This is a genomic window from Halomonas ramblicola, assembly GCF_030409215.1.
GTDB lineage: Bacteria > Pseudomonadota > Gammaproteobacteria > Pseudomonadales > Halomonadaceae > Halomonas > Halomonas ramblicola.
In genome coordinates, this window is record NZ_JAUFPL010000017.1 from 359544 (window position 1) to 383996 (window position 24453).

Below are 24453 nucleotides of genomic sequence, written 5' to 3' on the forward strand. Positions count from 1 at the left end.
CCACTCGCCGTCCGGGACCCACGCCCATGCTGAACACGCCTCGCCGTGGCGAACGACTGCTGGCGCTGATCGTGCTGGCCGCGGTGCTCTTCTCACCGCCGCTGGTACTGGTCTTCGACCGGCCGGCCACGGGTCCCTCCTGGCTGCCGCTCTACCTGTTCGCCGCCTGGGGGCTGGTGATCGCCCTGGCGGCCTGGCTGCTGGAAGGCCCCTCGGGCCCGCGGGAGTGACGCATGCGCAGCGACGCCGTGGTGCTCACCGTCGCCTTCGGCTACCTGGCGCTGCTCTTCGTGATCGCCGCCTGGGGCGACCGCCGCGCCGAGCAGGGCCGCTCGCTGATCGGCTCGCCCACCGTCTATGCGCTCTCCATCGCCGTCTACTGCACCGCCTGGACCTTCTACGGCAGCGTGGGGCGCGCCACCCAGTTCGGTCCCAGCTTCCTGCTGATCTACCTGGGCCCGACGCTCGCCATGCTCCTGGCGCCCTTCCTGATCCGCAAGATGGTGCGCATCGCCAGCGCCCAGCGCATCACCTCGATCGCCGATTTCATCAGCGCCCGCTATGGCAAGAGCTCGAGCCTCGGGGCCCTGGTGGCGCTGATCGCGCTGATCGGCATCACCCCCTACATCGCCTTGCAGCTCAAGGCGATCACCGTCAGCCACGCGGTGCTGGTCAACTACCCCGAGGCCGCCGAGCTGCGCCTGGCCGATGAACCCTTCTGGGCCGACAAGTCGTTCTGGGTGGCGCTGGTGCTGGCGGTGTTCATCATCCTCTTCGGCACCCGCCACCTGGACGCCAGCGAGCGCCACGAGGGCATGGTGGCGGCCATCGCCTTCGAGTCGCTGGTCAAGCTGGCGGCCTTCCTCTCGGTGGGCGTGTTCACCCTCTTCGTGCTCTTCGCCGGCCCCGGCGACTTGTTCGGCCGGGTCGCCGCCAGCCCCGAACTGGCCGGCCGGCTAGGGCTCGACGCGGTACCGGGGGGCGCCACCGGCTGGGTGGGCATGCTGGTGCTGGCCTTCCTCGCCTTCCTCGCCCTGCCCCGCCAGTTCCAGGTGCTGGTGGTGGAGAACGTCGACGAGCGTCACCTGGCCCGGGCCAGCTGGCTCTTTCCCCTCTACCTGGTGGCCATCAACCTCTTCGTGATCCCCATCGCCATGGCCGGCCTGCTGCTCGCCGGCGATGCCGCGGACCCCGACAGTTTCGTGCTGACCCTGCCGCTGTCGGCGGACCTGGAGGGCCTGCCGCTGCTGGTGTTCATCGGCGGGCTCTCGGCGGCCACCAGCATGGTGATCGTCGAGACCATCGCGCTGTCCACCATGGTCAGCAACCAGCTGGTGATGCCGCTGCTGCTGCGCACCCGGCGACTGCACCGCGGGGGGCGCGGCGAGCTGGCCGGCTGGCTGCTGGGCATCCGCCGCGTGGCCATCGTGCTGATCCTGCTGCTCGGCTACCTCTACCACGCGCTGATCGGCGACGCCTACAGCCTGGTGACCATCGGCCTGGTGTCCTTCGCCGCCGCCTGCCAGTTCGCCCCGGCCATGCTGATCGGCATGTACTGGCGGGGCGCCACCCGCAACGGCGCCGCCCTGGGGCTGATCGCCGGCACCCTGGTATGGGCCTGGACCCTGCTGATCCCGGGCTTCGCCCAGTCCGGCTGGCTCGACGCCGGGTTCCTCGAGCAGGGCCCCTGGGGCCTGGCCTGGCTACGTCCCTACGCCCTGTTCGGCCTGGAGGGCTGGGACATCTACACCCACGCCCTGCTGTGGAGCCTGACCGCCAACGTCGGTCTGCTGGTGGGCGTATCGCTGTTCAGCCGCCAGTCGCCGCTGGAGCAGACCCAGGCGGCGCTGTTCACCGAGGCGATGCACCCCCACCTGCTGCAGACCTCGCTATGGCACGGCCAGACCAGCCGCGGCGAGCTGCGCGCCCTGCTCGACCGCTACCTGGGCGCCGCCGCCACCGCCCGGATCTTCGCCGACCAGGACGGCGAGGCCCCGGGCGATGAGCGGCCCGCCGCCCCGGCACTGATCGCCCGCGCCGAGCAGGCGCTCTCCGGTGCCCTGGGCAACGCCTCGGCGCGGGTACTGATCAACTCGGTGGTCCGCGGTGAGGCCCTCGACCTGGAATCGATCCTCAGCATCCTCGACACCACCTCCGAGACCCTGGAGGTCAACCGACGCCTGGAACAGCAGTCCCAGGAGCTGGCCCGCACCAGCGAGGAACTGCGCGCCGCCAACGAGCGGCTGCGCGAGCTCGACCGCCTCAAGGACGAGTTCGTGGCCATGGTCAGCCACGAGCTGCGTACCCCGCTCACCTCGATACGCGCCTTCGCCGAGATCCTGCGCGACAGCCAGGCGCTGCCCGAGGAGAAGCGCGCGCACTTCCTCGAGGTGGTGGTCAAGGAGAGCCAACGGCTGTCGCGGCTGATCGAGGAGATCCTCGACCTGGCGCGACTCGAGAGCGGGCGCCTGACGCTGGACCCGCAGCGCCTGGACCTGGTGGCCCTGGCCCGTCACAGCGTCGATGCCGTGCACCATATGCAGGAGGATCGCGGCGTGGCCCTGGAGGTGGCGATCGCCCCGCAGGCGGCGCCGGTGGTGGGCGACCCGGACCGCCTGGAGCAGGTGATCATCAACCTGCTCGACAACGCCGGCAAGTTCGCCGACGAGGGCGAGCCCCGGGTCCGGCTCAGCCTCGTCCGGCACAAGGACCACTACCGCCTGGCGGTGGAGGACAACGGCCCCGGCATCGCCGCCGAGGAGCGCGAGCGGGTGTTCGAGAAGTTCCACCAGATCCAGCGGCCGGGCGAGAGCCCCGAGAAGCGCCGCGGCCGCCCCAGCGGCAGCGGCCTGGGCCTGCCGATCAGCCGCGGCATCGTCGCCCACCTGGGCGGCCGCCTCTGGGTGGAGGAGGCCCCCCACCTGGGCGGCGCCTGCCTGGTCATGGAGCTGCCGGAGGCGCCGGCGTCGTAAATCGGAATGCGGAGGACAGGTGGTAGGAGGGATGCTCCGCATCGCGACTGGCGCCGCCAGGCGCCTGGCGGTGTCGCCAACGCGTAAAGGCCTCGCCGGGAGGCCTACGGTCTCCAGTCGCGCAACGCAGTTGCCCTCCTACAACCCGGTTTCCGGGGCTGGTTGAAAAGCCAGGAGGCCGCCGCTATTGGCTACTGGCGCGGGGCCCATCGCTGCAGTGCTCGAATCTGCTGTAGATCGTGGCGCAGCAGCAGGCGCTGGTCCTCGCCGAGCCGCGCAACGTCCACCCAGCCATCGGCGGCGCGGCCGGCGACGAGGTTGTCGCGCTGCTCGGCCAGCACCAGCCCCTGCAGCCGTCCCAGGGCGGCGGTCAGGGCACGACACATCTCCGCCGACAGCACATCGCGAGCCACCAGCGCCACCAAGCGCCGCCGCGTATCGCTCTCGCGCACGCCGTGGCGCAGCGCCAGCAGGCGTACGGCGCCGACCAGCGGCAGCAACCCCTGGCGCTTGAGGTCGAGGGCACGCTCGTGGGGCGCGCCCTCCACGCCACCCGCCAGGCGGCCGAAGCGGTCCAGGGCCACCGGCGACTCGTCGAGCAGGCTGGCCATCTCGTCGAGGAACAGCGCCGCCGACGGCATCAGAGCGGCGATCGCCTCGCCCAGGGCCTCGGCCAGGGCCGCTTCACCGTAGACCGGGCTGAAGTCGAACAGGATATTGGCCTGCTGCACGCGCTTGACCCGTCGCTCCGCGGTCCAGATCGCCAGCTGCTCGCGCCACTCCGAGAGCCGCTTGCGCCACATCGGCCAGCGCGCCATCACCTGGCCGTTGCACAGCGGAATGCCCGCTTCGTCGAGGCGGGCCGTGAAGCGCTCGCCCAGGGACTGGAAGTAGCCGTCGATCGCGGTGTGCCGCGCGTCCGGGTAATCGGCGATCACCATGGCGTTGTCCTGGTCCGGCCCCAGCAGGCTCTCGTGTCGACCGCCGGAGCCCATCACCAGCACGCAGAAGGCCGCCGGCGGCTCTCCCCAGCCCTGGCCCGTCATTTCGTCCAGGGCGAGCCGGATGGTGCGGCGGTAAAGCCAGGCGTTGTGGTCGCTGATCAGCTGAGCGATACGCCAGGCGGGCAGGTCGAGGCGCACCAGGGCATCGACCAGGGTCGGCTGCCAGGCGTGGGCATCGGCAAGGTCGGGCTCGGGACCCAGGGCCTCGAGGGCGTCGCGCAGGGGTGACAGCAGGGCAGGCAGGGTGGCGGGATCGGGCAGGGACTCCTCGGCGAACAGCCCCCGCCAGGGCGAGGCGCGATGCAGCAGGCGCACGGCGTGTTCAGCGGGCGTCGAACATGTCGTCGCCCACCTCGTCGATGAAGCGCTGCGCCTTGCTGATCATCAGCTGGTCGCAGGCCTCGCGGCCGGGCACCATGTCGGAGCGCTCGAAGCGGTGCTCCAGCACCTCGCCCTCCTCACCATCGCCGTCGCCGGCCAATGGCTTGCGGATCCAGCCGCTGACCCGGTACTGCCCACCCTGCTCGGCGGGCTCGGAGATGATCAGGTAGCCGTGGTACTCCACCGGCTCGGCGGCAGAGGCGTTGCCGGACCTGGCTTCACCGCCGCCGAACAGGCCGGAAAGCAGCTTCTTGAACATGGCATGGCTCCTTGGCCCATGCCGGGCGCCCGTGGGCGCCCGGGGCGGCTCAGTCCTGCTTGCGGCCCTTGCCGGCGGCGATGCGCAGGCGCAGGGCGTTGAGCTTGATGAAGCCCTCGGCATCCTTCTGGTCGTAGGCGCCGGCGTCGTCCTCGAAGGTGGCCACCGATTCGTCGAACAGCGACTGCTTGGACTGGCGGCCGGCGACGATGACGTTGCCCTTGTAGAGTTTCAGGCGCACCACGCCGGAGACGTTCTTCTGGGTCTCGTCGATGGCGGCCTGCAGCATGCGCCGCTCCGGGCTCCACCAGTAGCCGTTGTAGATCACCTCGGCGTACTTGGGCATCAGCTGGTCCTTGAGGTGAGCCTCCTCGCGGTCCAGGGTGATCGACTCGATGGCGCGGTGCGCCTTGAGCATGATGGTGCCCCCGGGGGTCTCGTAGCAGCCGCGGGACTTCATGCCCACGTAGCGGTTCTCGACGATGTCGAGACGCCCGATGCCGTTTTCGCCGCCCAGTTGGTTGAGCGACTCGAGCACCTCGTGGGGACGCATCGGCGTGCCGTCGATGGCCACGATGTCGCCCTTGTCATAGGTCAGCTCGACATAGGTGGGCTCGTCCGGGGCGGCCTCCGGCGAGACGCTCCAACGCCACATGTCCTCCTCGGCCTCGGCCCAGGGGTCCTCGAGGATGCCGCCCTCGTAGGAGATGTGCAGCAGGTTGGCGTCCATGGAGTACGGCGACTTCTTCTTCTGGCTGGTGAAGTCCACCGGGATGTCGTGCTGCTGGCAGTATGCCATCAGCTTCTCGCGGGAGGTCAGGTCCCACTCGCGCCAGGGCGCGATCACCTTGACGCCGGGCTTGAGCGCATAGGCGCCCAGCTCGAAGCGCACCTGGTCGTTGCCCTTGCCGGTGGCGCCGTGGGAGATGGCGTCGGCGCCGGTCTGGTTGGCGATCTCGACCAGCCGCTTGGTGATCAGGGGGCGCGCGATGGAGGTGCCCAGCAGGTACTCGCCCTCGTAGATGGTGTTGGCGCGGAACATCGGGTAGACGTAGTCGCGCACGAACTCCTCGCGCAGGTCCTCGATGTAGATCTCCTTGACGCCCAGGGCCTGGGCCTTGGCACGGGCCGGCTCGACTTCCTCGCCCTGGCCGATGTCGGCGGTGAAGGTCACGACCTCGCAGTCATAGGTCTCCTGCAACCACTTGACGATGACGGATGTGTCCAGGCCGCCGGAATAGGCCAGCACGACCTTCTTGACATCGGACATTCGGGGGCTCCTTTCTGGTGAACGTCTTGAAAACGCCAGTATAGCGCGGCGGCCGGCCAGCGAATACCGCCGACGGGACGCCGCCGGGCCGAGCTGCTAGACTGGCGCGGATTCGAGGCCGGGCCCGCGGGCAGCCGGTCGACCCACAGGCCCGATCGAGGAGGGGTGCATGAGCGAGGCGATCGCCCGCGACCTGATGGCACAGCGATTCCGCAGCTACCTGCCGGTGGTGATGGACCTGGAGACCGGCGGCTTCAACGCCGAACGCGATGCGATCCTCGAGATCGCCGCGGTGACCCTGACCATGGACGCCGAGGGCAGGCTCCTGCCCGACGCCACCTATGCCTTCCATGTCGAGCCCTTCGAGGGCGCCAACGTCGAGCAGTCGGCGCTGGACTTCACCGGCATCCGCCTCGACGACCCCCTGCGCCGGCAGGTCGCGTGCAGCGAATCCGAGGCACTGGGTGAGATCTTCCGCCCGGTGCGCAAGGCCATCAAGGCCCACGGCTGTACCCGCGCCATCCTCGTCGGCCACAACGCCGCCTTCGACCACAGCTTCCTCAACGCCGCCGTGGCGCGCTGCGGCCTCAAGCGCAATCCCTTCCACCCCTTCTCCAGCTTCGACACCGCCTCGCTGGCCGGACTGATGTACGGCCAGACGGTGCTGGCCCGCGCCTGCCGCGCCGCCGGCATCGAATTCAGCAACGACGAGGCCCATTCCGCCCGCTACGACACCGAGCGCACCGCCGAGCTGTTCTGCGCCATGGTCAACCGCTACAAGGAGATCGGCGGCTGGGCCCAGGCCCAGCGCGAGCAGGGGATGGAGGAGGCGTAAGCTGGAAGCTGGAAGCTGGAAGCTGGAAGCTGGAAGCTGGAAGCTGGCCAGCAGCATGAGCCCACCTCCGCCAATAGCAAACGCCCCCACAGCTCAATCGCTGCGGGGGCGTTCTTCTTCAAGCTTCCAGGCGCGAAGCGCCGCTCTTCAGCCTTCAGCCCTCGGGCTGATCGTCCTTGTGCTTCTCGGCAGTTTCCTTGACCAGCTTCTCCAGCTCGCCGTTCTGGTACATCTCCAGCACGATGTCGCAGCCGCCGACCAGCTCGCCCTCGACCCACAGCTGGGGGAAAGTGGGCCAGTTGGCCACCTTGGGCAGCTCGGCGCGGATGTCCGGATTGTCCAGCACGTTGACGAAGGCGAAGCGCTCGCCGCAGGCCATCAGCGCCTGGACGGTCTGGGCGGAGAAGCCGCACTGCGGCAGCTGGGGGGTGCCCTTCATGTAGATCAGGATGGGGTTCTCGCCGATCTGGCGCTGGATGTTCTCGACGGTGGTGCTCATGGCATCTCCCTGTTCGTGTCGCATGCCGCCGGCGGGCCAGGGCCCTGGGCAATACCCGAGTCCGGCGGTCGGTCTTGGTGATGACCCATTGTACGGATAGCGGGCGCGTTGCGCATCCCCCGGCGCCTGGCTAGGATGGACGTTTTTTCCCGCGGAGCGACCGCCATGGCCACACGGCATTTCCTGACCCTGCTGGACGCCAGTCCCGACGAGCTGCACTACCTGATCCAGCGCGCCATCACCATCAAGAACGAGCTGAAGACCCAGGGGCCGAGCTATGCGCCCTTCCGCAACCGCACCCTGGCGATGATCTTCGAGAAGTCCTCGACCCGCACCCGGGTCTCCTTCGAGACCGCCATGGCGCACTTCGGCGGCCACGCCCTGTTCCTCTCGCCCCGCGACACCCAGCTGGGCCGCGGCGAACCCATCGGCGACACCGCCCGGGTGCTCGCCGAGATGGTCGACATCGTGATGATCCGCACCTTCTCCCACGCCGGGCTGGAGGAGTATGCCGCCGCCAGCGAGGTGCCGGTGATCAACGCCCTCACCGACGACTACCACCCCTGCCAGCTGCTCGCCGACGTCATGACCTGGACCGAGCTGCGCGGCACCCCCAGGGGCAAGACCGCGGTATGGATCGGCGACGGCAACAACATGTGCCACTCCTGGATCAATGCCGCCCGCCAGTTCGACTTCCGGCTGCGCATCTGCTGCCCCGAGGGCTTTGAGCCGCGCCGCGACATCCTCGAGGCCGCCGGCGACCGGGTCACCCTGCACCGCGCCCCCGCCGAGGCGGTAACGGACGCCGACCTGGTCACCACCGACGTCTGGGCCTCGATGGGCCAGGAGGAGGAGCAGGCCAAGCGCGAGGCCGCCTTCGCCGGCCTGCAGGTCAGCGAGGCGCTGCTGGATCGCGCCAGCCCCGACGCCCTCTTCCTGCACTGCCTGCCCGCCCATCGCGGCGAGGAGATCAGCGAGACCCTGCTCGACGACCCGCGCGCCGTGGTCTGGCAGGAGGCCGGCAATCGCCTGCACGCCCAGAAGGCGCTGATCGAGTTCCTGCTGCTGGGCCGCGTGGAGAGCTAGACCGCAGCCTCCAGGGCCTGCGCAGCTGCCGCCCCCCTTAGACTTTGGTTGATACGACCTTGGTGGTATAATGCGCTGCAGCACCTTCCAGCAAGGATGACGCGGCGCATGACACCTACCCCCGACACCTTCGGCATGCAGCGCAGCCTGCGCCAGTGCCTCTCCCACATGGCCGCCCTGCTCTACCGCCAGGGCCATGTGCTCGAGACCGTCACCATCCCCCACCGCGGCCTGGACCGCTCCGCCCTGCGGGTCCTGGACGGCGAGTCCCGCGAGTGGTCCACCTGCCAGCGCGTCCTCGAGTCCAGCGCGGCCGCCACCTGGAACGCCCAGCAACGCTTCGTCCTCACCGGCCTGGGGCGCGAGCTGTTGTTCGACATGTTCGGGGAAGGCGCCGCCGACTGCGCCTGAGGGCCGGTTCGCCGCTGACCGGCCCGCCGACGCCAGATTGCGTCGGCGGGCCGGTTTCGTTATGTTGGAAGCACTTGTCGGGGAGCCCTGGCACGCGCACGACGCCGTGCACGGGGGCTGAGATCGGTACGGCCGAACCCGTTGAACCTGATCAGGTTGATGCCTGCGGAGGGAACAAGGACGTGTACTACCGCCCGCTGTCCCGCATCCGGCCTGTTCGTCACCATTCACCCGCTGGATGCCCGCTATCGTGACACTCAACGCCGGACATACCGTCGCCGTCGCCGGCGCCGGACTCCTGGGGCGCCTGGTCGCCTGGCAGCTGCTGCGCGACGGCCATGCCGTCAGCCTCTTCGATGCCGGGGACCTGGACACCCCGCCCGCCGCCGCCTGGACCGCCGCCGGCATGGTCGCACCGCTGTGCGAGACCGTGGTCAGCGAGCGCTGCGTCTACGACATGGGCCGCCTCGCCCTGGCCCAGTGGCCGCGCTGGCTCGAGGAGCTCGAGGCCCCCTCCCTGTGGCACCGCCGCGGCAGCCTGATGGTCGCCCACCCCCAGGACGAGGGCGAACTCGCCCAGTTCCGCCGCGACCTGGACGGCGCCCTGGGCGCCTCCGCCCACTACGCCGAGCTGGATGCCGCCGGCCTCAATGAGCTCGAGCCCGACCTGGCGGGCGGTTTCCGTCACGGCCTGTTCCTCGAGGAGGAGGCCCACCTGGACAACCGTGAGCTGCTCGCCCGACTGCTCGAGGCGATCCGCCGCCTGGGCGGCGAGTGTCACGGCCACTGCCCGGTGGAGACCTTCCCCGGCGAGCTGGAGACGCCCGCCGGGCGGCGCACCTTCGACCTAGTGATCGACTGCCGCGGCACCGGCGCCCGGCCGCGCCACCCCAGCCTGCGCGGGGTGCGCGGCGAGACCCTCCACGTGCACACCGACGAGGTCCACTTCACCCGCCCGGTGCGCCTGATGCACCCGCGCTACCAGCTCTACGTGGTGCCCAAGCCCGGCGGACGCTTCGTGATCGGCGCCACCCAGATCGAGAGCGAGGACCGCTCGCCGATCTCGCTGCAGTCCTCCCTGGAGCTCTCCAGCGCCCTCTATACCCTGTCACCGGCCTTCGCCGAGGCGCGCATCCTCGAGCAGGGCGTCAACCTGCGCCCGGCCTTCCGCGACAACCTCCCCCATGTCACCTGCCACGACGGGCTGATCACCGCCAACGGCCTGTTCCGCCACGGCTACCTGCTGGCCCCCGCGGTGGCCGGCCACCTGCTGGCCGTGGTGCGCGGCCGAGGCGCCCAGCCCTTCGCCGACGTCCTGGCGGCACCGCCGCCACAGGAGCACACCCCATGAGCGAGATCACCCTGAGCCTCAACGGCGAGCCCGCACGCCTGCCGGAAGGCACGGCGCTGTCACGGGCCCTGGAACTCTGGGGCTACGCCGACCGCAAGGTCGCCGTGGCCGTCAACGACGCCTTCGTACCGCGCTCGACCTGGGTCGAGCGCCCGCTCGCCGAGGGCGACCGCATCGATATCGTGGCCCCCGTAGGAGGTGGCTGATGAACCCGACACCCGACGACGCCCTGGTCCTCTACGACGAGGCCTTCGCCAGCCGCTTCCTGCTCGGCACCGCGCTCTATCCCTCGCCGACGGTGATGCAGGAAGCGATCGCCGCCGCCGGTTGCGACATGGTCACCCTGGGCCTGCGCCGTCAGAACCCTGCCGGCGGCGACGGCGACGCCTTCTGGCAGATCCTCCGCGAGAGCGGCTGCCGGCTGCTGCCCAATACCGCCGGCTGTCGCTCCGCCCGGGAGGCGATCACCCTGGCCGAGATGTCCCGGGAGCTGTTCGACACGCCCTGGATCAAGCTCGAGGTGATCGGTGACGACTACAACCTCCAGCCCGATCCCTTCGGCCTGCTGGAGGCGGCCCGCGAGCTGGTCGACCAGGGCTTCAAGGTGCTGCCCTACTGCACCGACGACCTGGTGCTCTGCCAACGGCTGCGCGAGGCGGGCTGCCAGGCTTTGATGCCCTGGGGCTCGCCGATCGGCACCGGCCGCGGCCTGATGAACCGCTACGCCCTGCACACCCTGCGCAGCCGGCTCGACGTGCCACTGATCATCGACGCCGGCCTCGGCGCCCCCTCCCAGGCCGCCGAGGCCATGGAGATGGGCTACGACGGCGTGCTGCTCAATACCGCCGTGGCCAAGGCCCGCGAGCCGGCGCGCATGGCCGCCGCCTTCGCCACGGCGATCGACGCCGGTCGCCAGGCGTGGCTGGCCGGCCTGATGGAGCGCCGCCAGACCGCCAGCCCCAGCACGCCGACCCTGGGCCAACCCTTCTGGCACGCCAAGGGCTGACAGCATGCATGCCACTGTCCGCCAGGGACGGCGGACGTGCGGGAGGTTTACCCGGTTTTTTTACCCACGCACGAAAAAGCCGCCTGGCGGATTGCGCCAAGCGGCTGATTCGTCAAAACTCGTTGGTGGAGCCTAGCGGGATCGAACCGCTGACCTCAACACTGCCAGTGTTGCGCTCTCCCAGCTGAGCTAAGGCCCCACGTCGTCTCGCCATCGCGAGAACGGGGCAAATTTTACGGTGCAGACACGACAGCGTCAAGCCTTTTTTCGATGCCGCCTCGAGGTCCTAAGAAGTCTTTCCACCTCGGACGCAGTTGTGCCACTCTTTAGTTGGATGCGACCTGCCCCGCACCGGCATCCCGAGAACCACCCGAAACGCCCAGGAGCCACCCACCTTGATCAAGGTACTGATTGCCGATGACCACCATCTGGTAAGGACCAGCATCGCCCACCTGCTCAACGACGAGGAGGACATGCGCGTGATCGGCGAGGCCTCCTGCGGCGAGGAGGCGATCCTGGAGGCGAAGCGGCTGAGTCCGGACGTGGTGCTGATGGACATCCGCATGCCGGGCATCGGCGGCCTGGAGGCGACCCGCAAGATCACCCGCTCCCTTCCCGACACCCGGGTGCTGGTCCTCACCGCCTGGCTCGAGGAGACCTTCGCCCAGCGCCTGCTCGACGCCGGGGCCTACGGCTTCATCAGCAAGGACTCCCAGCACGGCGAGATGGTCGGCGCCATCCGCGACGTCTTCGGCGGCCAGCGCTATGTCAGCCCCGACGTGGCCCAGCGGCTGGTACTGTCGCGCATCGATTCGACCGACAACCCCTTCGACCAGCTCTCCCACCGCGAGATGCAGGTCGCGATGATGATCGTCAACTGCCAGAGGGTGGCCGACATCTCCGACAGGCTGTTCCTGAGCCCCAAGACGGTCAATACCTACCGCTACCGAATCTTCGAGAAGCTCGGCGTCCACTCCGACGTCGAACTCACCCACCTGGGGCTGCGTCACGGCCTGGTGGAAGGCTTCGCCGGCGTCCAGTAGCCTCTGCCCATGAGCTTCGATCCTCGACATTTCCTGGCCTCGGTCAGCGAGGCACCCGGCGTCTACCGCATGCTGGACGCCCAAGGCGACACCCTCTACGTGGGCAAGGCGCGCCGCCTGAAGGCGCGCCTGGCCAGCTACTTCCGGGGGGCCCTCAATGCCAAGACCCAGGCCCTGGTGGGGCGCATCGCCGACATCCAGGTGACGGTCACCAACAGCGAGACCGAGGCGCTGCTGCTGGAGCAGACGCTGATCAAGGAGCTGCGTCCGCCCTACAACATCCTGCTGCGCGACGACAAGTCCTACCCTTTCGTCTTCGTCACCGACCGCCACCCCTTCCCGGCGCTGGAGTACAAGCGGGCCCGGGTGCGGCGCGACGACGGCCGCTACCTGGGTCCCTACCCGAGCAGCGGCGCGGTGCGCGAGAGCCTGTCGCTGATGCAGAAGATCTTCCGCATCCGCAACTGCGAGGACAGCGTCTTCGCCCACCGTACCCGCCCCTGCCTGCAGTACCAGATCCGGCGCTGCAGCGCCCCCTGCGTCGGCTACATCTCGGAGGAGGCCTACCGGCGCGACCTGGAGCACGCCGTGCAGTGCCTGGAGGGCAAGAGCGAGCAGGTCACCCGCGAGCTCAGCGAGGCGATGGAGGCGGCGAGCCGCGAGCTGGCCTTCGAGGAGGCGGCACGCCTGCGCGACCAGATCCAGCAGTTGCGCCAGTTGCAGCAGCGCCAGATCGTCGACACCGGCGACGGCGATGCCGACGTCTTCGCCCTGGCCAGCCGCCCCGGCGCCCTCTGCATCTCGGTACTGGCCATTCGCGGAGGCCGGCTGCTCGGCGCACGCCACCATGCCCCGGCCAACGGCCTGGACCTGCCGGCCGAGGCACTGCTCGGCGACTTCATCAGTCAGTACTACCTGGGCCAGGCCCGCGAGATCCCCCGCGAGGTGATCACCAGCCACCCGCTACCCGACGCGGAGCTGCTCGGCCAGGCGCTGACCGAACGCGCCGGGCGCAAGGTGCGCATCGCCCACCAGGTGCGCGGCCACCGTGCCCAGTGGAAGGAGCTGGCCGGCACCAATGCCGAGCAGCAACTGGCCGGCCAGTTGGCCAACCAGTCCCAGCTCTCGCGGCGCTTCGAGGCACTGCGCGAGGCCCTGGGGCTCGACACGCCCCCCGCGCGCCTGGAGTGCTTCGACATCAGTCACAGCCACGGCGAGGCCACCGTCGCCTCCTGCGTGGTGTTCGACGAGAACGGCCCGCGCAAGTCCGACTATCGGCGCTTCAACATCGAGGGGGTCGCCGCCGGCGACGACTATGCGGCCATGCAGCAGGCGCTCACGCGTCGCTTCCGCCGCCTGGCCGAGGGCGAAGGCGAGCGTCCCGACGTGCTGATCGTCGACGGCGGCAAAGGCCAGCTCAACATGGCCCGCGAGGTGTTCGCCGAGCTCGGCATCCGCGGGATCCTGCTGCTCGGCGTGGCCAAGGGCAGCACGCGCAAGGCCGGCCTCGAGACGCTGTTCGTGGAGACCGTGGACCGCACCCTGGACCTGGAGGCCGCCTCCCCGGCCCTGCACCTGATCCAGCACATCCGCGACGAATCGCACCGCTTCGCCATCACCGGCCACCGCACCCGGCGCGACAAGGCGCGGCGCACCTCCACCCTGGAGGGCATCCCCGGGGTCGGGCCGCGGCGCCGTCGCGAATTGCTGCGCTTCTTCGGCGGCCTGCAGGGCGTCAAGCAGGCCAGCCGCGAGGAGCTCGCCCGGGTGCCGGGCATCAGCGCCACCCTGGCCGAGACGATTCATCGGGCCCTGCATGGATGACGGCCACGAAGGTGGATAGAATGGCCGCACTTTCGATGCCCCCTCCCACCGGCAAGGACAGCTTCGCGCGATGAACATCCCCAACCTCCTGACCCTGGCCCGTATCGCCTTCATCCCGCTGCTGGTGGTGCTCTTCTACCTGCCCTTCGCCTGGAGCATGCCGCTGGCCGCCGCCTTCTTCGCCCTCGCCTCGGTGACCGACTGGCTCGACGGCTACCTGGCCAGGCGCTGGGACCAGTCGACCCCCTTCGGCGCCTTCCTCGACCCGGTGGCCGACAAGCTGATGGTGGCCGTGGCCCTGGCACTGCTGATCGAACGCTACGAGGCCATCTGGCTGACCCTGCCGGCCCTGGTGATCATCGGCCGCGAGATCGTCATCTCGGCGCTGCGCGAGTGGATGGCCGAGATGGGCAAGCGGGGCCAGGTGGCGGTGTCCTGGATCGGCAAGGTCAAGACCACCCTGCAGATGGTCTCGATCCTCCTGCTGCTGGCCTTCGCCCCCGGCACCCCGATCGCCATCCTGGCCGTGCTCACCCTCTACGCGGCCGCCGTGCTGACCCTGTGGTCCATGATCCTCTACCTGCGGGCGGCCTGGCCGCACCTCAGCGATTCCATGTAAGCGCCCCAAAAGCGTTTGACAGTCACCGACTTATCCGTATAATTCGCTCTCGAGTCGAGCGGGAATAGCTCAGTGGTAGAGCATCGCCTTGCCAAGGCGAGGGTCGCGAGTTCGAATCTCGTTTCCCGCTCCATGATTCTCCTACGGGAGAAGCGGACTCGAGAGGGTCGCGAGCCGGTGCGCCGGTCCGATCGCATCTCGTTTCCCGCTCCATTCATTCCCGAATGGAATGACTCGATGAGGCTGGATGGCAGAGTGGTTATGCAGCGGACTGCAACTCCGTGTACGCCGGTTCGATTCCGACTCCAGCCTCCACTTTCCCCCTTTTCGGCCCGCTCGAACACCGCGCCGCCCGGATGGCGAAATTGGTAGACGCAAGGGACTTAAAATCCCTCGGTGGCGACACCGTGTCGGTTCGAGTCCGACTCCGGGCACCACATCGTCCGACGCCGTATCCGCTTCGCGCGGACCACCGATGGGGCACCGTCCGATGAAGCTGCCGCCCCTGCGCGACCCCTACTTCACCCATCGCTATCGACGCCGCCTGCATGTGCTCAGGGTGCTGCTGGCCCTGACCATCACCTTCGCCATCAGCCTGCTGCTGGTGATCGGCGACGGCAGTCACGACCTCGGGATCGGACTGTGGCGGGCCTTCGACGTACTGGTGGGCACCCTGGTGGGCATCGCCGTGACCATGCTGGTACTGCCCCAGAAGGCCACCGACACCATGCGCTTCATGCTCGCCGAGAACCTCGACCGCATGGCGCGCCTCTACCATGCCCACACCTCGGCCACCGAGTCCGTGGACCTGGACACCCGCGCGCTCCTCAAGGCCACCAGCAGCCTGCTGGTCAAGCAGCGCGGCCTGGTCGATGCCATCCACCGCGAGCGGCGCCTGAAGCGTGGCGAGCTCGACGACCTCATCTCCCTGCAGCGCCGCATGCTCTCCACCATCGAACTGCTGCTGGAGACCCACTGGACTACCCGCGCGGGCCACGATCGCATCGCCGCGATGACCGGGCTGCGCGACGAGCAGCATCGCCTGGCCCGTGAGCTCGGCAGCCTGGCCTTCCAGGTGCGTACCGGGCGCAGCATCGACGTGCGGGTGAGCCGCATCGACCCGCAACGCTACGCCGACCTGGCCAGCAATGCCCGCGACGATACCGGGCGCACGCTGTTCAGCCCCAGCGGCTATCTATGGCTCAATCGTGAGCTTGCCCGCCTCACGGAAGCCCTGGCAGAACGGCTAGGCGACCTGACCCGCCTCCCAGCCACCGCCTGCGCCGGGCTTCCGGACGCAAATGGGCTCCCTCCGGCCCCGCCGTCTTCGATAAAGGAAGGCCCGACAGAGGAACGCAAGATGACTCCCGGCAATCATGACGTCCTGATCATCGGCGGCGGCGTCGCCGGCCTGGTGCTGGCGCTCGAGATCGCCGAGCGGCGGCGGGTCACCCTGCTGCGTCCCGCCAGCGACGACCGGGGTGCCAGCCGCTGGGCCCAGGGCGGCATCGCCGCGGTGCTCTCCCCCCAGGACGACTTCACGGCCCATGTCCAGGACACCCTGGTGGCCGGCGACGGCCTGTGCGACGAACGCGCGGTGCGCTTCACCGTCGAGCAGGGCCCCTCCGCCATCGAGCGCCTGCTCACCCTGGGCGTGCCCTTCACGCCGGACCCCAGCCCCGATGCCGGCTACCCCTACCACCTGACGCGCGAGGGTGGCCACGGCGCACGACGCATCATCCACGCCGCCGACGCCACCGGCCTGGCGGTCATGGACACCCTCAAGGCCCACGTTGCCACCCACCCGGCGATCCACATCCGCGACGACCTCACCGCCATCGGCCTGATCGGCGACACCGCCGGCAACTGCCGCGGGGCCCGCTGCCTGGACGCCGCGGGCCGGCTCCACGACCTGCTCGCCGCGGACACCGTGCTGGCGACCGGCGGCGCCAGCGGCCTCTACCGCCACACCACCAGCCCCCAGCCGGCCAGCGGCGAGGGCATGATGATGGCCGCCGAACTGGGCGCGGAGCTGATGAACCTGGAATTCCAGCAGTTCCATCCCACCTGCCTCTACGACCCGCAGGGCACGCCCTTCCTGATCAGCGAGGCAGTACGCGGCGAGGGCGGCCGCCTGCTCAATGCCGCGGGCGAGCGCTTCATGCCGGCCCTGGATCCGCGCGCCGAGCTGGCCCCACGGGACGTGGTGGCGCGCGCCATCGATGCCGAGATGCAGCGCACCGGAAGTGACCACGTCTACCTGGACATCCGCCACCTCGGCGAGGCGGCGATCCACCACCATTTCCCCACCATTCACGCCCACTGCGCGAGCCGAGGCCTCGACATCACCCGTGAACCGATCCCGGTGGTGCCGGCCGCCCACTACAGCTGCGGCGGCGTGGCCACCGACCTGGATGGCGCCACCACGGTGCCGCGGCTCTACGCGATCGGCGAAGTGGCTTGCACCGGGCTGCACGGCGCCAACCGCATGGCCAGCAACTCGCTGCTGGAGTGCCTGGTGTTCGCCCGCAGCTGCGCGGCCGCCCTGGAGATCGCGCCCCGCCGGCCATCGACCGCCCCGCTGACGACCTACGCCACCGGACGCCATGCCGTATCGGTGGCAGGGATCGCCGAATGGCGGGAGGCGATGCGCCGGGTGATGAGCGCCCGCGTGGCCATCGTCCGACATGATGCGGGCCTGGCGGAGGCGACGACCGAACTGGCCCGGCTGGAACGGGACATCGCCCCACGGGTCGCGGCAGGCGTTCCGGATGCGGCGCTGGCCGGCCTGTGGCACGCCCTGCGCCTGGCGCGCCTGACCGTCGCCAGCGCCCAGGCACGGCGAGAATCGCGCGGGCTCCACCACAACCCCGACTGCCCGCACCACGCCGACCCGGCCCCCCGCGCGTCGCGAATCCGCCTGGCCGACCTGCCGCCGGCCTGAGGCCCGATCAGCCCCGGGCGGCCTGCACCAGCCAGCGCCTCAGCCGCCACCGCGATGGCCCATCGCAGCTGTCCGGCCATAGCCACAGCCGGCGACCGTCGACGCGCAGGCCGAGCAGCCAGGTCCCGAGGTAGTCGCACTCCAGCGAGACCGCACCGGGCTCGGCATCGGACGCGGCCTGCCAGTACCACTGCAGGCCGCGCCCGGGAAGCGGCGTGGCGCGCAACTCGCCGCGCGGCCGCCGAACGGCCAGCCATCCCAGCAGGACCAGCAGCGTCGCCACCGCCGACAGCGCCATGCCGAGGGGAAGATAGTAGAAGAGCAGGCCGGCCACGGCAGTGGCCGGCAGCGCCTGGGCCAGCAGCGCCAGCCTAGACGGGACGATGCGCAACGCTATCGGCGCTCTCGGCATGCTCGATGATCATCTCCACGATGCGGCGCCGGGCCGGCGCCTCGGGGAGCTCGCGGCGCATCAGCCAGGCGAAGAGGTCCTGGTCCTCCTCGTCGACCAGCTCACGGAAGGCGGCCTGCTCGGCCTCGTCCAGGCCGTCGTAGCGCTGCTCGAGGAAGGGCACCAGCAGCAGGTCCAGCTCCCACATGCCGCGGCGGGAGTGCCAGTAGAGTCGCTTGCGCCGTGCCGCTTCCGGGGTGGATGGTTCGTTCAATGTCGACCTCGCCATTCCGATGGGGTGGGCGCCCAGTATACCCGACGCCTGCGCCGACGGCAGCCGACCCGCGGTGTTCGGCCCCTTCCTCGCCAATGGTCGTATATCGTTGTTTTGTCACGCTTTGCCGAGTATGCTTTGGGAAAACAAGAGCGCGGGTTGGTAGACCCCGGTTGCGTGCCGCCAACGGAGACCCTCGATGACCAAGTCAGAGTTGATCGAACAGATCGCCATGCGACAGCCCGAGCTGTCACTCAAGGAAGTCGAAGCGGCGGTTCGGCTGATCCTCGATGACATCACCGTGACCCTGGCCGAAGGCGGTCGCGTCGAAATTCGAGGCTTCGGCAGCTTCTCGCTCCACTACCGCGAGCCGCGCATCGGGCGCAACCCGAAGACCGGCGACCCGGTCGCACTGGACGGCAAGTTCGTGCCACACTTCAAGCCCGGCAAGGAGCTGCGCGAGCAGGTGGATGCCAGCCGCGCCCTCGGCTACTGAGTCCCTGCCAGGCCATCACCATCCATTCACAGGGGACATATGCATGCGTTGGCTCAAAGGCCTGATCCTGGCCATCATCCTGCTGGCGGTTCTACTGGTCGGCATCCTCTTCGCCGTCAACAACCAGCAGGCACTGCCGCTGAACCTGATCTGGATCGAGCTGCCCGCCGCCTCGCTCTCCGTCTGGCTGCTGGCCGCCCTCGCCGTGGGCGTACTGCTCGGCATGCTGGCCATGAGTGGCGTCTACCTGCGCCTGCGCACCCTGCTGACTCGCGCCCAGCGCCATAACCAGCAGCAGCGCAAGGAGCTCGACCGCCTGCGTGTCCAGGAGCTGAAGGAACTCCCCTAGGATGCCCGATGTCCTGCTGCTGACCCTGTTGTTGGCAGCGGTCGCCATCGGCTGGTGGCTCGGCCGCCGCGAACGCAGCAAGCGTCCCGATCCCGCGCCATCGCCAGGGCTGGCGCGGGATTATTTCGTGGGCCTCAACTACCTGCTCAACGACCAGCAGGATCGCGCCATCGAGACCTTCGTCGGGGCGCTAGAGGTCAACAGCGAGACCATCGACACCCACATCACCCTGGGCAACCTCTTCCGCACCCGCGGCGAGGCGGACCGGGCCATGAAGATCCACCAGAACCTGCTGGCCCGCCCCACCCTGACCTCGGGCCAGGGAGATCGCGTGCAGCTCGAGCTGGCCCGGGACTTCCTGTCGCTGGGCCTGCTCGATCGTGCCGAACGCCTGCTCAAGGGACTGATCCGCGAGAGCCAGGACGACGAGATACGCCTGGCGGCCAAGCGGTTGCTGGTCGACCTGCTGGAACGCGAGGGGGAGTGGGCGGCGGCCTACGAGGTGGCCCATCCCCAGCTGCTGCGGCAGAGCGAGGAGACCCGTCGGGCCGCCGCCCACTGGCTCTGCCAACTGGCCGAGGAGGAGCGGCACAACGCCACGCCGGTACTCGCCCGACGCCACCTGCGCCAGGCGCTCAACGTCGACGCCCGTTGCGTACGCGCCAACCTGTTGCTGGCCGACCTGGAGCACGACACCGCCCACTATCGCCAGGAGATCGCCCTGCTCTCGCGGATCCCCGACCAGGATCCGGCCTTCACCCCCACCCTCCTCGAGCCGCTGAGCCGGGCCTACCGGCTGCTGGACGACGAGGAGGGGCTGGTCGACCACCTGCACGCCCTGCTCGAGGCGTCGCCCTACACCAGCGTGATCATCCTGCTGGCCGAGACGACCCGCCACCGCGCGGGGATCGAGCACGCCATCGACCTGGTCAGCGAACAGCTCAATCGCGAGGCCAGCCTGGGCGCGCTCGACTACCTGATCGACCTCTACCGCCAGTCCAGCCAGGGAGAGGCCCTGGCCCAGCTCGAGCTGCTGCAGCGACACACCCGGACCCTGCTCGGGAAACTGCCCCGCCACCGCTGCCGGCGTTGCGGCTTCGCCGGCGACCAGCTGCATTGGCAGTGCCCGCGCTGTCGCAGCTGGGGCACCACCAAGCCGATCACCGGCATCGAGGGGGAATAGGCCTCAGCGGGCCTCGAGCTCGGCCTCGACGGCGGCCAGGGCCGCCATGGGGTCCTCGGCCTGGGTCACCGGCCGCCCCACCACCAGATGGGTGCTGCCCGCCGCCATGGCATCCGCCGGGGCCATGATGCGACGCTGGTCGCCGGCGGCGGCGAAGCGCGGGCGAATCCCCGGCGTCACCTTGAGGAAGTCATTGCCGCACAGCTCGCGAAGCCGCGCCGTCTCCTGCGCGGAGCACACCACGCCATGCATGCCACTGTCGCGAGCCAGTACGGCCAGGCGCTCCACCTGCTCCGCCGGCGATGCCGCGACCCCCACCTCGGCCAGGTCCTCCGCCGCCATGCTGGTGAGCACCGTCACCGCGATCAACCGGGTGCCCAGGCCATGCCGATCCAGACGCTGGCGGGCGGCCTCCATCATGCGGCGCCCGCCACCGGCGTGGACATTGACCATCCACACGCCCTGCTCGGCGGCGGCCTGCACGGCGGCGGCCACGGTGTTGGGGATGTCGTGGAACTTGAGGTCCAGGAAGACTTCGAAGCCGCGCCCGTGCAGGGCCTCCAGGACGTCCGGACCGCTGCGCGTGAACAGCTCCTTGCCGACCTTGAGCCGACAACGCGCCGGATCGAGGCGATCGGCCATGCACAGCGCGGCATCCAGGGAAGCGTAATCGAGGGCGATGATCAGGGGGGAAGCGGTAGACACGAACCTGGCTCCTGGCAAGTGATGATCGTCGGGTGAGTATATCAGCCGCAGCCCATGGGGGCGGTGCGATATGCCATCAGGATCACCGGCGACATCCGCCGGTGCGGGACAGCGATCGACGACACGCGATTGCCGTCATGGCCCACACCAGTCGTCTCCGAAATCCGACACTCGAGAGGACGAGGTCACACTAGCTTGAAACAGGCACCCCGGCAGCCGGGGGCACATCGCCACCACAGAGGAGAACCACCATGAAAGGATCGATCCGGACCGGGTTCGGGGCACTGCTGATCGCACTGCTGCTGGGACTGGCCCCGCTGACCGCCACGGCCCAGGACGTGGCCCCCATCAACGTCAACGAGGCCGACGCCGAACTGCTGGCCGAACTGCCGGGCATCGGGCCCAGCAAGGCGACGGCGATCATCGAGGACCGCGAGGCCAACGGGCCCTTCGAGGGCACCCAGGACCTCACCCGCGTCAGCGGCATCGGCGAGGCTACCGTGGCCAATCTCGAGGACCAGGTCAGCTTCTGAGCGCCCCGCCACCGATGGCGCGGATGCGGCATCGGTGGCCCCGCTTGATTTCACCCGGGACGCCCCCATCTCCATGGGCATTGCCACCATGGAGGCGTCATGCCCTTTCTTCTCGTCTTCTCCCTGTTCGCCCTGCTCGATTTCGTCGTCCTCTTCGCGGTGGGCAGCCAGATCGGGCTGTTGACCACCCTGCTGATGGTGCTGGCCACCGGCTTCATCGGTATCCACCTGATCCGCCGGGAGGGGGCCGCCACCTTCGCCCGCGCCCGGGAGCGCCTGGAACGCGGCGAGGTCCCCTCCGGCGAGCTGCTCACCGGTGCGGCGCTGATCTTCGGCGGCGCCCTGCTGATGGCCCCCGGCTTCCTCTCCGACGCCCTGGGCTTCATGTGCCTGATCCCCGATGCCCGCCGCCTGCTCGGCAAGCTGCTGGCCTGGCTCGGGCTCCATGCCCGCGGCATCCATGTGCAGTCGGGGGGATTCTCCGACACACGGGGCACGCGCCCCCGGGACGACTGGCAGCAGGCCAACGAGGCCCGCCGCGACGAGGCCGAACAGGCCTCGGAGCGCCACCGCGAGAGCGACGCCGAGGAGCCCCTGGAAGGCGACTTCATCTCTCGCGACGAACGGCGCCGCTGAGGGGCCGGCGCGCGGAAAAAATTTTTCGCGAGGACCCTTGAAAGCCCACCGGCGAGCCCCACTTACACGTCAGCAACAGGTTTCGGTGCGGTCTCCGCACCTTTTTCACGGAAGGCGCTCGTCGCCTCCCACCTCTGCAGCCCGGGCTGCGAGGACATGATGCAAACCGCCGGGCCCTTTCCCGGCACTGAAAACCATCAGGAGAACGTGAGCAATGAACATCCGTCCCTTGCACGATCGCGTCGTCATCCGTCGCGTCGAGGAAGAACAGAAAACCGCTGGCGGCATCGTGCTCCCGGGCAACGCCCAGGAAAAGCCGACTCGTGGCGAGGTGCTCGCCGTCGGTAACGGCCGGATTCTGGACAGCGGCGATGTGCGTCCCCTGGACGTCAAGGTCGGCGATACCGTGATCTTCAAGGAGGGCTTCGGCGTTGAGAAGCAGAAGATCGACGGCGAAGAGGTCCTGATCATGAGCGAGTCCGACATCCTGGCCGTGGTGGAAGGCTGATCCGCCATCCCTGCGAATTCTGACGTTCACGACTCAAAAGGAAGATAGCGAAAATGGCAGCGAAACAAGTCAAGTTCTCCGATGATGCCCGCAAGCGCATGGTGCGCGGTGTCGACCTGCTGGCCAATGCCGTCAAGGCGACCCTGGGTCCGAAGGGCCGCAACGTGGTGCTCGAGAAGTCCTTTGGCGCGCCCACCGTCACCAAGGACGGCGTCTCCGTGGCCAAGGAGATCGAACTGAAGGACAAGTTCGAGAACATGGGCGCCCAGATGGTCAAGGAAGTCGCTTCCAAGACCTCCGATGACGCTGGCGACGGTACCACCACCGCCACCGTGCTGGCCCAGGCCATCGTCACCGAGGGCATGAAGGGCGTGACCGCGGGCATGAACCCCATGGACCTCAAGCGCGGCATCGACAAGGCCGTCATCGCCGCCGTCCAGGCGATCCGTGACCTCTCCGTCCCTTGCACCGACTCCAAGGCCATCGCCCAGGTCGGCACCATCTCCGCCAATGGCGACGCCCGCATCGGTGAGATCATCGCCGAGGCCATGGAGAAGGTCGGCAAGGAAGGCGTGATCACCGTCGACGAGGGTCGCGGCCTGGAAGACGAGCTGGATGTCGTCGAGGGCATGCAGTTCGATCGCGGCTACCTGTCGCCCTACTTCGTGACCAACCAGGACACCATGCAGGTCGAGCTGGAAGACCCCTACATCCTGCTGGTCGACAAGAAGATCTCCAACATCCGCGAGCTGCTGCCGACCCTGGAAGCCGTCGCCAAGGCCGGCAAGCCACTGGCGATCATCGCCGAGGACATCGAGGGCGAGGCCCTGGCCACCCTGGTGGTCAACACCATGCGCGGCATCGTTAAGGTCGCCGCCGCCAAGGCCCCCGGTTTCGGTGACCGCCGCAAGGCCATGCTGCAGGACATCGCCATCCTGACCAACGGCACCGTGATCTCCGAGGAAGTAGGTCTGACCCTCGAGCAGGCCACCCTGGATCACCTGGGCTCCGCCAAGCGCGTGACCATGTCCAAGGAGAACACCACCATCATCGATGGCGCCGGTAACGACGCCGACATCGAGGCCCGCGTCAACCAGATCCGCGCCCAGATCGAGGAAACCTCCTCCGACTACGATCGCGAGAAGCTCCAGGAGCGTGTCGCCAAACTGGCCGGCGGCGTGGCCGTGATCCGCGTCGGTGCCGCCACCGAAGTGGAAATGAAGGAGAAGAAGGCCCGCGTCGAGGACGCCCTGCACTCCACCCGCGCCGCCGTCGAGGAAGGCGTGGTGCCCGGGGGCGGTACCGCCCTGGTGCGCATCCTGGCCAAGGTCGCCGACACCAAGGGCGACAACGAGGACCAGAACCACGGCATCGCGATGACCGTGCGCGCCCTGGAGACACCGCTGCGTCAGATCGTCACCAACGCCGGCGAAGAAGCCTCCGTGATCCTCAACAAGGTCAAGGATGGCGAAGGCAACTACGGTTACAACGCCCAGACCGGCGAGTTCGGCGACCTGTTCGAGATGGGCGTGCTGGACCCGGCCAAGGTGACCCGCACTGCGCTGCAGTCCGCCGGTTCCGTGGCTGGCCTGATGATCACCACCGAGTGCATGATCGCCGACGATCCGGACGAGAAGGAAGCCGCTCCGGACATGGGCGGCATGGGCGGCATGGGTGGCATGGGAGGCATGATGTGATCGCCTCCTGACCTCCCAGGCATTCGCCTGATCGAACCCCCGCCGGGCAACCGGCGGGGGTTTTTTAGTTTTAAGCTGCAAGCTATAAGTCGTAAGTCCCCACTCTATGGCTTTGGGGATTTTCTTCGAGCTTACAGCTTACGGCTTACAGCTTTCCGTCCTACCGCTAGAATACAG

At 68.9% G+C, this 24453-nt stretch carries 26 protein-coding genes, 4 tRNA genes and 1 riboswitch; of the genes, 22 read left to right on the plus strand and 8 right to left on the minus strand.

The genetic code is table 11. The features are described from left to right. Positions 1-26 precede the first annotated feature (26 nt). Together QWY80_RS06020 and QWY80_RS06025 are read left to right on the plus strand one after the other, a co-directional pair. Entirely contained in the window at positions 27-230 is a 204-nt protein-coding gene (locus QWY80_RS06020) for a hypothetical protein (protein WP_290229808.1), read from the plus strand. Positions 231-233: 3 nt separating this feature from the next. After that, positions 234-2972, plus strand: a complete 2739-nt coding sequence (locus tag QWY80_RS06025) for a sensor histidine kinase (protein WP_290229809.1) — start codon at positions 234-236, stop codon at positions 2970-2972. A 191-nt stretch (positions 2973-3163) separates the two neighbouring features. Here QWY80_RS06025 and QWY80_RS06030 read toward each other — a convergent pair whose 3' ends face one another. The 3 genes from QWY80_RS06030 to QWY80_RS06040 are packed head-to-tail and all read right to left on the minus strand — an operon-like array spanning position 3164 to position 5886. Next, positions 3164-4291 (minus strand): DUF294 nucleotidyltransferase-like domain-containing protein, encoded by a 1128-nt coding sequence (locus QWY80_RS06030; protein WP_290229810.1) that lies wholly within the window; start codon positions 4289-4291, stop codon positions 3164-3166. Positions 4292-4298: 7 nt separating this feature from the next. Further along, entirely contained in the window at positions 4299-4616 is a 318-nt protein-coding gene (locus QWY80_RS06035) for an HlyU family transcriptional regulator (protein ID WP_290229811.1), read from the minus strand. Positions 4617-4665: 49 nt separating this feature from the next. Next, entirely contained in the window at positions 4666-5886 is a 1221-nt protein-coding gene (locus QWY80_RS06040) for an argininosuccinate synthase (protein WP_290229812.1), read from the minus strand. Positions 5887-6055: 169 nt separating this feature from the next. Between QWY80_RS06040 and rnt the strand changes: the two genes are divergently transcribed. Next, a complete protein-coding gene (rnt, locus tag QWY80_RS06045; RefSeq protein ID WP_290229813.1) occupies positions 6056-6721 on the plus strand; it encodes a ribonuclease T in 666 nt (221 codons plus the stop codon). Positions 6722-6875: 154 nt separating this feature from the next. Here the strand turns inward: rnt and QWY80_RS06050 are convergent, their stop codons facing one another. Next, positions 6876-7220 (minus strand): Grx4 family monothiol glutaredoxin, encoded by a 345-nt coding sequence (locus tag QWY80_RS06050; RefSeq protein WP_290229814.1) that lies wholly within the window; start codon positions 7218-7220, stop codon positions 6876-6878. 165 nt (positions 7221-7385) lie between these two features. On the opposite strand from QWY80_RS06050, the gene argF reads away from it, so the two are divergent. From argF to QWY80_RS06075, 5 genes are all read left to right on the plus strand, one after another. Further along, positions 7386-8306 carry an ornithine carbamoyltransferase gene (gene argF, locus QWY80_RS06055; RefSeq protein WP_290229816.1) on the plus strand — a complete coding sequence of 307 codons (921 nt, stop codon included), beginning with the start codon at positions 7386-7388 and terminating at the stop codon, positions 8304-8306. Positions 8307-8414: 108 nt separating this feature from the next. Beyond that, positions 8415-8717 (plus strand): hypothetical protein, encoded by a 303-nt coding sequence (locus QWY80_RS06060; protein ID WP_290229817.1) that lies wholly within the window; start codon positions 8415-8417, stop codon positions 8715-8717. 68 nt (positions 8718-8785) lie between these two features. After that, positions 8786-8908: riboswitch (TPP riboswitch) on the plus strand. A 59-nt stretch (positions 8909-8967) separates the two neighbouring features. After that, complete coding sequence (gene thiO, locus QWY80_RS06065) at positions 8968-10068, plus strand: glycine oxidase ThiO (protein ID WP_290229818.1); 1101 nt, start codon at positions 8968-8970, stop codon at positions 10066-10068. Further along, positions 10065-10274: a sulfur carrier protein ThiS gene (gene thiS, locus QWY80_RS06070; protein WP_290229819.1), complete on the plus strand. Its 210-nt coding sequence runs from the start codon at positions 10065-10067 to the stop codon at positions 10272-10274. Before thiO ends, thiS begins: the two co-directional genes overlap by 4 nt. Further along, positions 10274-11074 (plus strand): thiazole synthase, encoded by an 801-nt coding sequence (locus tag QWY80_RS06075; protein WP_290229820.1) that lies wholly within the window; start codon positions 10274-10276, stop codon positions 11072-11074. The genes thiS and QWY80_RS06075 overlap by 1 nt, the downstream gene beginning before the upstream one ends. Positions 11075-11197: 123 nt before the next feature. Here the strand turns inward: QWY80_RS06075 and QWY80_RS06080 are convergent. Beyond that, positions 11198-11273 (minus strand) — tRNA-Ala (locus tag QWY80_RS06080). Between the two features lie 196 nt (positions 11274-11469). Here QWY80_RS06080 and QWY80_RS06085 point away from each other — a divergent pair. The 7 genes from QWY80_RS06085 (at position 11470) to nadB (ending at position 17504) form a co-directional block, all read left to right on the plus strand. Further along, complete coding sequence (locus QWY80_RS06085) at positions 11470-12117, plus strand: response regulator (protein ID WP_290229821.1); 648 nt, start codon at positions 11470-11472, stop codon at positions 12115-12117. A 9-nt stretch (positions 12118-12126) separates the two neighbouring features. Then, positions 12127-13941: an excinuclease ABC subunit UvrC gene (gene uvrC / locus QWY80_RS06090; RefSeq protein ID WP_290229822.1), complete on the plus strand. Its 1815-nt coding sequence runs from the start codon at positions 12127-12129 to the stop codon at positions 13939-13941. A 70-nt stretch (positions 13942-14011) separates the two neighbouring features. Further along, a complete protein-coding gene (gene pgsA, locus QWY80_RS06095) occupies positions 14012-14560 on the plus strand; it encodes a CDP-diacylglycerol--glycerol-3-phosphate 3-phosphatidyltransferase (RefSeq protein ID WP_290229823.1) in 549 nt (182 codons plus the stop codon). Between the two features lie 58 nt (positions 14561-14618). Then, positions 14619-14693, plus strand: a tRNA-Gly gene (locus QWY80_RS06100). Positions 14694-14801: 108 nt separating this feature from the next. Beyond that, positions 14802-14875 (plus strand) — tRNA-Cys (locus QWY80_RS06105). A gap of 35 nt (positions 14876-14910) precedes the next feature. Next, a tRNA-Leu gene (locus QWY80_RS06110) sits at positions 14911-14997 on the plus strand. 53 nt (positions 14998-15050) lie between these two features. Continuing rightward, positions 15051-17504, plus strand: a complete 2454-nt coding sequence (gene nadB / locus QWY80_RS06115) for an L-aspartate oxidase (RefSeq protein WP_290229825.1) — start codon at positions 15051-15053, stop codon at positions 17502-17504. 7 nt (positions 17505-17511) lie between these two features. Here nadB and QWY80_RS06120 read toward each other — a convergent pair whose 3' ends face one another. Beyond that, a complete protein-coding gene (locus QWY80_RS06120; protein WP_290229826.1) occupies positions 17512-17916 on the minus strand; it encodes a hypothetical protein in 405 nt (134 codons plus the stop codon). Further along, positions 17876-18169 carry an FAD assembly factor SdhE gene (locus QWY80_RS06125; RefSeq protein WP_290229827.1) on the minus strand — a complete coding sequence of 98 codons (294 nt, stop codon included), beginning with the start codon at positions 18167-18169 and terminating at the stop codon, positions 17876-17878. Before QWY80_RS06125 ends, QWY80_RS06120 begins: the two co-directional genes overlap by 41 nt. A gap of 199 nt (positions 18170-18368) precedes the next feature. Between QWY80_RS06125 and QWY80_RS06130 the strand changes: the two genes are divergently transcribed. The 3 genes from QWY80_RS06130 to lapB are packed head-to-tail and all read left to right on the plus strand — an operon-like array spanning position 18369 to position 20197. Next, entirely contained in the window at positions 18369-18665 is a 297-nt protein-coding gene (locus QWY80_RS06130; RefSeq protein WP_290229828.1) for an integration host factor subunit beta, read from the plus strand. Positions 18666-18708: 43 nt separating this feature from the next. Continuing rightward, on the plus strand, positions 18709-19014 hold the full coding sequence (locus QWY80_RS06135) for a lipopolysaccharide assembly protein LapA domain-containing protein (RefSeq protein WP_290229829.1): 306 nt from the start codon (positions 18709-18711) through the stop codon (positions 19012-19014). A 1-nt stretch (position 19015) separates the two neighbouring features. Beyond that, positions 19016-20197, plus strand: a complete 1182-nt coding sequence (lapB, locus tag QWY80_RS06140) for a lipopolysaccharide assembly protein LapB (protein ID WP_290229830.1) — start codon at positions 19016-19018, stop codon at positions 20195-20197. A gap of 3 nt (positions 20198-20200) precedes the next feature. On the opposite strand, the gene pyrF is transcribed toward lapB, so the two are convergent. After that, positions 20201-20902 carry an orotidine-5'-phosphate decarboxylase gene (gene pyrF / locus QWY80_RS06145; protein ID WP_290229831.1) on the minus strand — a complete coding sequence of 234 codons (702 nt, stop codon included), beginning with the start codon at positions 20900-20902 and terminating at the stop codon, positions 20201-20203. 251 nt (positions 20903-21153) lie between these two features. On the opposite strand from pyrF, the gene QWY80_RS06150 reads away from it, so the two are divergent. The 4 genes from QWY80_RS06150 to groL all read left to right on the plus strand — a co-directional run bounded on the left by QWY80_RS06150 (position 21154) and on the right by groL (position 24276). Next, on the plus strand, positions 21154-21435 hold the full coding sequence (locus tag QWY80_RS06150) for a ComEA family DNA-binding protein (protein ID WP_290229832.1): 282 nt from the start codon (positions 21154-21156) through the stop codon (positions 21433-21435). A 99-nt stretch (positions 21436-21534) separates the two neighbouring features. Beyond that, complete coding sequence (locus QWY80_RS06155) at positions 21535-22071, plus strand: FxsA family protein (RefSeq protein WP_290229833.1); 537 nt, start codon at positions 21535-21537, stop codon at positions 22069-22071. A gap of 214 nt (positions 22072-22285) precedes the next feature. Beyond that, the gene (locus QWY80_RS06160) at positions 22286-22579 is read left to right on the plus strand and encodes a co-chaperone GroES (RefSeq protein WP_040187202.1); all 294 of its coding nucleotides are present in this window, start codon (positions 22286-22288) and stop codon (positions 22577-22579) included. Between the two features lie 53 nt (positions 22580-22632). Then, positions 22633-24276 carry a chaperonin GroEL gene (gene groL / locus QWY80_RS06165; RefSeq protein WP_290229835.1) on the plus strand — a complete coding sequence of 548 codons (1644 nt, stop codon included), beginning with the start codon at positions 22633-22635 and terminating at the stop codon, positions 24274-24276. Positions 24277-24453 lie beyond the last annotated feature (177 nt).